Raw genomic sequence first — 234 nt, 5'->3', positions numbered from 1 at the left:
CTGCAAACCAAGTGAACTACAGCCTAATATACAGGACTCCTGAGTTGAATGGTGTGAAGGCAGCTTGTGATGAGCTTGGCATCACCCTGATTGCTTATTCCCCAATAGCCCAAGGTGTTCTGTCAGGAAAATACACTCCAGAAAAACCTCCTACCGGTCCTCGAGCAAACACATATACCCCTGAGTTCCTCACCAAGCTTCAACCACTCATGAACAGGATCAAGGAGATTGGAG

The 234-nt window shown here is 47.4% G+C and carries 1 protein-coding gene; it reads left to right on the top strand.

The window, feature by feature from the left end:
• A partial coding sequence (locus tag JEM65_RS22025; RefSeq protein ID WP_199603912.1) for an aldo/keto reductase occupies positions 1-234 on the top strand: 234 nt, incomplete at both ends.

Origin of the sequence: Gelidibacter salicanalis (assembly GCF_016469035.1) — a bacterium.
GTDB lineage: Bacteria > Bacteroidota > Bacteroidia > Flavobacteriales > Flavobacteriaceae > Gelidibacter > Gelidibacter salicanalis_A.
The sequence above is the reverse complement of the archived record's forward strand: the minus strand, read 5'-3'. Positions and strand labels throughout refer to the sequence as shown.